This window comes from Streptomyces sp. NPDC058955, from assembly GCF_042741435.1.
In the GTDB taxonomy this organism is placed as follows: domain Bacteria; phylum Actinomycetota; class Actinomycetes; order Streptomycetales; family Streptomycetaceae; genus Streptomyces.
Genome location: NZ_JBHYKM010000200.1, coordinates 1 through 7772, shown reverse-complemented (window position 1 = coordinate 7772; position 7772 = coordinate 1). Strand labels below are relative to the sequence as shown.

Annotated in this window: 9 protein-coding genes; 2 read left to right on the top strand and 7 right to left on the bottom strand. The window is 70.7% G+C overall.

Translation table 11 applies throughout. The annotated features are described in order from the left end of the window. Positions 1-168 precede the first annotated feature (168 nt). From ACFW1I_RS37380 to ACFW1I_RS37350, 7 genes are all read right to left on the bottom strand, one after another. Entirely contained in the window at positions 169-1557 is a 1389-nt protein-coding gene (locus tag ACFW1I_RS37380) for an 8-oxoguanine deaminase (RefSeq protein WP_384678417.1), read from the bottom strand. A gap of 48 nt (positions 1558-1605) precedes the next feature. Further along, positions 1606-3024, bottom strand: a complete 1419-nt coding sequence (locus tag ACFW1I_RS37375; protein WP_384678415.1) for a nucleobase:cation symporter-2 family protein — start codon at positions 3022-3024, stop codon at positions 1606-1608. A gap of 92 nt (positions 3025-3116) precedes the next feature. Then, positions 3117-4040, bottom strand: coding sequence for a factor-independent urate hydroxylase (gene pucL, locus ACFW1I_RS37370; protein ID WP_384678413.1), 924 nt, complete (start codon positions 4038-4040; stop codon positions 3117-3119). Positions 4041-4045: 5 nt separating this feature from the next. Then, complete coding sequence (uraH, locus tag ACFW1I_RS37365; RefSeq protein WP_384678411.1) at positions 4046-4453, bottom strand: hydroxyisourate hydrolase; 408 nt, start codon at positions 4451-4453, stop codon at positions 4046-4048. Continuing rightward, positions 4450-4965 (bottom strand): 2-oxo-4-hydroxy-4-carboxy-5-ureidoimidazoline decarboxylase, encoded by a 516-nt coding sequence (uraD, locus tag ACFW1I_RS37360; protein WP_384678409.1) that lies wholly within the window; start codon positions 4963-4965, stop codon positions 4450-4452. Before uraD ends, uraH begins: the two co-directional genes overlap by 4 nt. A gap of 155 nt (positions 4966-5120) precedes the next feature. Beyond that, a complete protein-coding gene (locus tag ACFW1I_RS37355; RefSeq protein ID WP_384678419.1) occupies positions 5121-5441 on the bottom strand; it encodes a helix-turn-helix domain-containing protein in 321 nt (106 codons plus the stop codon). A gap of 44 nt (positions 5442-5485) precedes the next feature. Beyond that, positions 5486-5746, bottom strand: a complete 261-nt coding sequence (locus ACFW1I_RS37350; RefSeq protein ID WP_037881565.1) for a hypothetical protein — start codon at positions 5744-5746, stop codon at positions 5486-5488. Between the two features lie 140 nt (positions 5747-5886). On the opposite strand from ACFW1I_RS37350, the gene ACFW1I_RS37345 reads away from it, so the two are divergent. Continuing rightward, entirely contained in the window at positions 5887-6720 is an 834-nt protein-coding gene (locus ACFW1I_RS37345) for a TIM barrel protein (protein WP_384678407.1), read from the top strand. 47 nt (positions 6721-6767) lie between these two features. Beyond that, entirely contained in the window at positions 6768-7682 is a 915-nt protein-coding gene (locus ACFW1I_RS37340) for a 2-hydroxy-3-oxopropionate reductase (protein ID WP_384678406.1), read from the top strand. Positions 7683-7772: the final 90 nt, after the last annotated feature.

Sequence of the window (7772 nt, the reverse complement as noted above, 5' to 3'; positions counted from 1 at the left end):
CGGGGGCGGGCGGCGGGGGGGGGGGGGGGGGCCCGCGCGCCCCCCCCGGCGGCGCCCCCGCCCGCGGGGCGCCGCCCCCCCGCGCCGGGTGGGGGGGCGGGGCCCCCGGCTCGGGTCCGCGGCGACCGGTCGAGGGCCGTCCCCCTCGACCGGACTCCGGGGGGAGCGTCAGCCCTGGGCCGCGATGCGGGCCAGGCGCTGGGCCTCCGTGCGCGCGTCCCGCGCGATGGTGTCCTCGTCGACGGTGAGCAGGCGGTTGTTCTCCACGATCTGCTTGCCGTTGACGAAGGAGGCGGTGACCGGGGCCGCCGCGCCGAAGACGATGGCGGTGACCGGGTCGGCGATCGAGGAGTGGCCGAGGCCGTCGATCTTCCAGAGGACGAAGTCGGCGAGCTTGCCGGCTTCGAGGGAGCCGATGTTGTCGGCGCGGCCGAGGACCTGCGCGCCGCCGTAGGTGCCGAGGCGGAGGGCCTGGCGGGCGTTGAGCGCGGACTCGCGGTGGGCGCCGAGGCGGTTGATGAGGAGCGCGTTGCGCAGCTCGGTGTGGAGCTCGCCGGACTCGTTGGAGGCGGTGCCGTCGACGCCGAGGCCGACCGGGACGCCCGCCTTCAGCATGTCGGGGACGCGGGCGATGCCGGCGGCGAGGCGCGCGTTCGACGACGGGCAGTGGGCGACGCCGGTCTTGGTACGGGCGAAGGCGGCGATGTCGGAGTCGTTCATGTGGACGCAGTGCGCCATCCACACGTCCTCGCCGAGGAAGCCGGTCGACTCGAAGTAGTCGGTCGGGCCCATGCCGAAGAGCTCGTGGCAGAACTTCTCCTCCTCCACGGTCTCCGAGCCGTGGGTGTGCATCCGCACGCCGAGGCGGCGGCCGAGGGCGGCGCCCTCGCGGAGCAGCTCGGTGGAGATGGAGAAGGGCGAGCAGGGGGCGACGGCGACCTGCGTCATCGAGTCGAAGGAGGCGTCGTGGTGCTTCTTGACGGTCTCCTCGGTCGCGGCGAGCGCGCCCTCGGTGGTCTCGACGGCGAAGTCCGGCGGCAGGCCGCCGTCCTTCTCGCTGCGGTCCATGGAGCCGCGGGCCAGGGTGAAGCGCACGCCCATCTCGGAGGCGGCGCCGATGATGGCGCCGGAGAGGTCGCCGGAGCCCTGCGGGAAGACGTAGTGGTGGTCCATGGCGGTGGTGACACCGCCGCGGGCCATCATGGCCAGCGAACCCTGGGCGGCGACGCGCACCATCCGCTCGTCGATGCGGGCCCAGGTCGGGTAGAGCGCGACCAGCCAGTTGAAGAGGTTGTGGTCGGTGGCCAGGCCCCGGGTGATCCACTGGTAGAAGTGGTGGTGGGTGTTGACCAGGCCCGGGGTGATCAGGTGGCCGGTGGCGTCGATCCGCCGGTCCACGTTCTCCAGGTTCTCGGGGGCCTTGCCGGCGCCGAGGGACTCGATCCTGTTGCCGACGACGACGAGGTAACCGGAGGCGTACTCGGTGTCGTTCGCGTCGACGGTGGCGATCGCCGCGTTCTCGATGACGATGCGTCGGTCTGCCGAAGGTGCTGCCATGGCGGTGCTTCCTTCATTCCTCATGGGTGGGGTGGGCACGGCAGGACCCTAGGAGGATTTGAGTGCCGGGGCCGTGTGACGGCTCCGGGTGCCGAGATGGTGGAAGAACAGGTTCAGCAGGACGGCGACGAGTGCGCCGGCGCTGATGCCGGAGCCGAGCACGGTCTGCGCCCAGGCGGGGAATCCGGCGTAGAAGGTGGGCGCGGCGAGCGGGATGATGCCCGCGCCGAGCGCGACGGCCACCAGGATGATGTTGGAGCTGTCGTCGAGTCCGGCCTCGGAGAGGGTCCGGATGCCGCTGACCGCGATGGAGCCGAAGAGGACGATGCCGGCGCCGCCGAGGACGGGCATCGGGACCAGGGAGACGACCGCGCCGAGGACGGGGAAGGCGCCGAGCACCAGGAGGGCGCCGCCGGCGACGGCGACCACGTAGCGGGAGCGGACCCGGGTGAGCGAGACGACGCCGACGTTCTGCGCGAAGGCGGAGGTCGGGAAGCCGCCGAAGACGGGGCCGAGCAGGGTGGCGATGCCGTCGGTGCGCAGGCCCCGGGTGATGGTCCGCCCGTCGCTGGGCCGGTCGCAGATCTCGCCGAGGGCGAGCATGCCGGCGCTGGACTCGGTCATGAGGACCAGCATCACGATGCACAGGGAGAGGATCGCGGCGGGCTGGAACTCGGGGGCGCCGAAGGCGAAGGGGGTGGGCAGCGCGGCGACGGGCGCCTCGCGCAGGGCCGTGAAGTCGGCCATCCCGAAGGGGATCGCGGCGAGGGTGCCGATGAACAGGCCGAGGAGCAGGGCGATCTGCCGGAGGAAGCCGCGGCCGAAGCGCTGGAAGAGCAGCACGACGACGAGGGTGAAGCCGGCGAGCGCGAGGTACTTCATGGCGCCGAAGTCGGCGGCGGTCTTGTCGCCGCCCTGGGCCCAGCCGACGGGCACCGGCATCAGGGTGACGCCGATCAGGGTGATGACGACGCCGGTGACGAGCGGCGGGAAGAAGCGGAGCAGCCGGCCGAAGAAGGGGCCGACCGCGAGGCAGAAGACGCCTGCGACCATGACCGCGCCGTAGATGGCGGGGAGCTGGTGGCCGGGGGCGCTCGTCTCGGCGATGGCCAGCATGGGGGCGATGCCCGCGGAGGAGGCCGCGTTGACGAACGGGAGCCGGTTGCCGGCGAAGTTCCGGACGCCGAGGGTCTGCAGGACGGTGGCGAGGCCGGCGATCAGCAGGCTCGCGGCGATGAGCCGGGTCATCCCGGCCGCGTCCAGGCCGACGGCCTGGCCGATGATGAGCGGAGGGGTGACGACGCCCGCGTACATGGCGGCGATGTGCTGGAGTGCCGCGGGGACGAGCCGCGAGGCGGGGAGTTTCTCGTCCACCGGATGGCAGGCGGCCTGGGACGGGGCCGCGGTGGACGACGGGGTGGGACACGGGCCTTCGGCGGACGCCGGCCCCTGTGCGGGCAGTGCCATGCTGGGTTCCCTCCGGTCTGGTGCCGGTCCCCGCCCGACTGCGGGCGGGCGGGGACCGGGTCACTCAGTGCCGCTCAGAGATGTGGTGCCACTCAGAGGTTGGTCATGTCGACCGGGATCAGCGCCTCGGCGCCGTCACGCAGGACCGTGGCCTCGATGAGGCCGTACATGCGGTCCGCGGCGTAGTAGACCTCGTTGTCGTTCTTCAGCCCGAAGGGCTCCAGGTCCACCAGGAAGTGGTGCTTGTTGGGGAGCGAGAAGCGCACCTCGTCGATCTCCGCGCGGTGGTTGATGATCCGCGTGGCCATCTGGTACAGCGTCTGCTGGAGGGAGTACGAGTAGGTCTCCGCGAACGCTTCGAGCATGTGGCGCTTGGTCTGCTCGTAGGACCGCTCCCAGTTGGGCATGCGCTGGTCGTCGTCGGTCCAGTTGAACCGCCAGCGGCCGGAGACCTGGGTGGCCAGGATGCGGTCGTACGCCTCCTGGAGGGTGGTGTACTGGTCCTTGATGTAGCCCCAGAACTCCGAGTTGGTGGAGTTCATGACGACGAGGTCCTTGAGGCCGGAGATGACCTCCCACTTCTCGCCGTCGTAGGTGATCTGGGTGACCCGGGTCTCCTGGCCCTTGCGGGCGAAGGAGTGGTTGACCTCGTCGGCGCCGATGAACTTGGAGTTGGCGTCGGAGGAGGCGATGCGCTCCCAGGCGTACTCCTCGATCCGGATCCGGGCCCGCTTGATCGGCTCCTGGCTCGTCACGAAGTGGCGGGCGAGGTGGATGCCGAACTGCTCGGCGGACTCGATGCCGTACTCCTTGGCGAACGCGAAGACGGTGTTCTTCGTCGTGTCGGTGGGGAGGCAGTTGGCGTTGGAGCCGGTGAGGTGGACGTCGCTGAGGTCGCCGGAGAGGGCGACGGAGACGTTCAGGTCCTTGATGTGGTGGGTGGCGCCGTCCCGCGTGATCTTGACGACGCGGTTCTCTGCTTTGCCGTACTGGTTCTGGCCGAGAATCGTGGGCATGTCTGCTAGCTCCCTCGGTAAACGGAGTAGCCGAACGGGTTGAGCAGCAGCGGTACGTGGTAGTGCTCGCCCGGGCGGACGGCGAACGTGATCGCCACCTCCGGGAAGAAAGCACCGGCCGGACCGCTGTCCCGATTCGCGGGGGCGTCCTGCTGCGCCTCGGCTTGCTGGTTCTGCTTGCTCAGGAAGTACGCCTCGGTCTCGAAGTCGAGGCGTACGTGGGTGGTGCCGACCGGCAGGGCCGGCAGGTCCTTGCACCGTCCGTCGGCGTCGGTGGCCGAGCCGCCGAGCGCGACCCAGGCGGCGTCGGAGCCGGCGCGGGCGGCGAGGGTGATCGCCACGCCCTCCGCGGGGCGTCCGATGCTGGTGTCCAGGATGTGGGTGGACACCGAGGCCGTGGTGTCGGTGCTCATGCGGCGCTCTCTTCCTCTACGAGTCGGGTGAGCCGGATGCGGTTGATCTTGCCCAGTTCGGCGCGGACGATCTCGCGCTCCTGCTCGGGCGCGTTGCCGATCCGGTCCTTGACCGCGTCGCGCATCTGCTCGCCGGTCCTGCCGGTGGCGCAGATGAGGAAGACGTGGCCGAACTTCTCCTGGTAGGCCAGGTTCAGTTCGAGCATCTCGGCCTTGAGCGCGGCGGAGGAGCCGGCCATCCCGCTCTGCTCGCGGGTGGAGGTGGCATCCCCTTCCTTCGGACGACCGATCGGCGGGTGGCCCGCCATCGCCTCGGCCAGGTCCTCGGCGGTGAGCTCGGCCATGGCGGCGTCGCTCGCGAGGTAGAGGGCTTCGGCGGTGGTGTACGGGCGCCGGGCGAGGATCCTGCTCCCCCACGCCGAGCTGGAGCACACCTCGTGGAGCGTGGCGAGGGCCTCGCTGTCCGCCGAGGTGTTGAACCGGGTGAGGCCCGGTGTCGTACCTGAAGTCACGGGAAGCCTCCGTGGCTGTTTTTCGCTGTGCGTCGGACGGGCTGCGGATAGCTAACGCTCTCGACAAGACGACGTCAACACTTTGTTGAAAACTCGGCGTTACAAAAGCCGCCGTCCCGACATGTGGACGACGGCTTGTGGACACCCTTGATCAACTAGGCGTTCTTGGAGGCGTTTTCCCTGTTCAGGTAGTTGTAGACGGTGAAGCGGCTGACACCCAGTGCCCCCGCCACCGTCTCCACCCCGTGCCGCACCGAGAAGGCGCCGCGGGCCTCCAGGACGCGTACGACCTCCTGCTTGCTCTTGCGGTCCAGCTCCGACAGCGGCACCCCGTGCCGCCGCTCCATCGCCGCGAGGATGTGGTCCAGCGAGTCCGAGAGCTGCGGCAGCCGTACGGCGAGGACGTCCTCGCCCTCCCAGGACAGGACGACGTCGTCGGCCGCCGCCCGGTCCGGCTCCAGCAGCTCCGCACCCATCGCGTCGACCAGCGGCTTCACCGCCGCCACCAAGGGATGCTCGGTCACTTCGCGTCCTCCCCGCCCTCGCCGATCACATTGACCTGGAGCGAGACCCGGGTGGCACCGGCACCGAGCGCCTTGCGCAGCAGCTCGTCGACGGCGGTGAGGACGGCGTCGGCGCCGCCTTCCGCGGTGTTGCCGAAGGGGCCGACATCGACGGCGTCCAGTTCGGCCGACTGGATGACCTCGCGCGCCACGACCGCGTGGGCCGGCGCCTCGTCGAGGTCGAACGGCTCGGTCGTGAACTCCACTCTCAAACGCACCATGCCCCCACGCTACGGGCCGTTCGAGCCACTGGGGAGCCCCGGACCTGCGGGGACCTCTTGACAAGTGGAGCGCCCGCCCGGCAACCTTCCGTCAGACAGAAAACGACTTCCGCAATACGGAAGGAGCGCCGCCCCTCATGGGATACTCGGACCAGCGCTTCGATGTGAACCTGTCGATCCTCTTCACGGAACTCCCGCTCCTGGAGCGCCCCGCGGCCGCCGCCGCGGCCGGCTTCACCGCGGTCGAGCTGTGGTGGCCCTGGATCGACACCGCCACCCCCGACCAGAGCGAGCTCGACGCCCTCAAGAAGGCCCTTGAGGACGCCGGCACCCAGCTGGTGGGCCTGAACTTCTACGCCGGACAGCTCCCCGGCCCGGACCGCGGCGCGGTCTCGGTCCCGGGCGAGGAGTCCGACCGCTTCAAGGCCAACATCGACGTCGCCGCGGACTTCGCCGCCTCGGTCGGCTGCAAGGCGCTCAACGCGCTCTACGGCAACCGCGTGGAGGGCGTCGACCCGGAGGCCCAGGACGCCCTCGCCCTGGAGAACCTGGTCCTGGCCGCCCGCGCCGCCGACCGCGTCGGCGCGATCCTGCTGATCGAGACCCTGAACAAGCCGGAGTCGCCGCTCTACCCGCTGGTGAGCGCCCCCTCCGCGATCGAGGTCGTCGACAAGGTGAACGAGGCCACCGGGCTCGGCAACGCCAAGTTCCTCCTCGACATCTACCACCTGGCCATGAACGGCGAGGACGTCAGCGCCGTCATCGCCGAGTACGCAGCGAAGACCGGCCACGTCCAGATCGCGGACATGCCGGGCCGCGGCGCCCCGGGCACCGGCGAACTGCCGCTGGAGCAGCTCCTCGACGAGCTGAGGAAGGCCGGTTACGACGGCTGGGTCGGCCTGGAGTACAAGGCCGCCGACGCCGCCGCGTCCTTCGAATGGCTGCCCGCCGAGGCACGCCCGGCCAGCTGACGCAGGCCCCCTCCCCGTACCACCTTGTTTTGAGAGGCACCCTCACCATGAGCACTCTTCCCGGCTCCTCCCAGCCCACCCGCCCGGCGATCGCGTGGATCGGCCTCGGCATCATGGGCTCCCCCATGTCCGAGAACCTGATCAAGGCCGGCTACTCCGTCACCGGCTTCACCCTGGAGCAGGACAAGCTGGACCGCCTGGCCGCCGCCGGCGGCACCGCGGCCGGCTCGATCGCCGAGGCCGTCAAGGACGCCGACGTGATCATCACGATGGTGCCCGCCTCCCCGCAGGTCGAGGCCATCTCCTACGGCCCCGACGGCATCCTGGAGAACGCGAAGCAGGGCGCGCTGATCGTCGACATGTCGTCGATCACCCCGCAGACCTCGGTCGACCTGGCCAAGAACGCCAAGGAGAAGGGCATCCGCGTCATCGACGCCCCCGTCTCCGGCGGCGAGGCCGGCGCCATCGAGGCCGTGCTCTCCATCATGGTCGGCGGCGAGCAGGCCGACTTCGACGAGGCCCTCCCGATCCTGGAGGCCCTCGGCAAGGTCATCGTGCTCTGCGGCCCGCACGGCTCCGGCCAGACGGTCAAGGCGGCCAACCAGCTCATCGTCGCCGTGAACATCCAGGCGTGCGCCGAGGCCGTGGTCTTCCTGGAGAAGTCCGGCGTGGACCTCAACGCCGCCCTCGACGTCCTCAACGGCGGTCTGGCCGGCTCGACCGTGCTGACCCGCAAGAAGGACAACTTCCTGAACCGGGACTTCAAGCCCGGCTTCCGGATCGACCTGCACCACAAGGACATGGGCATCGTGACCGACGCCGCCCGCAACGTCGGCGCGGCCCTCCCGGTCGGCGCCGTGGTCGCCCAGCTCGTCGCCTCGCTGCGCGCGCAGGGTGACGGCGGCCTGGACCACTCGGCCCTGCTCCGCGCCGTCGAGCGTCTCTCCGGCGCGCAGGTCTGAGCCGACGCCCCGCCTCGGCGGGGCCCCAGTTTTGGCGTGGGCGGGGGGGGCGGTTCGGCGTGAGTAGCGGGCGGTGGCGCGCGCCCGGCG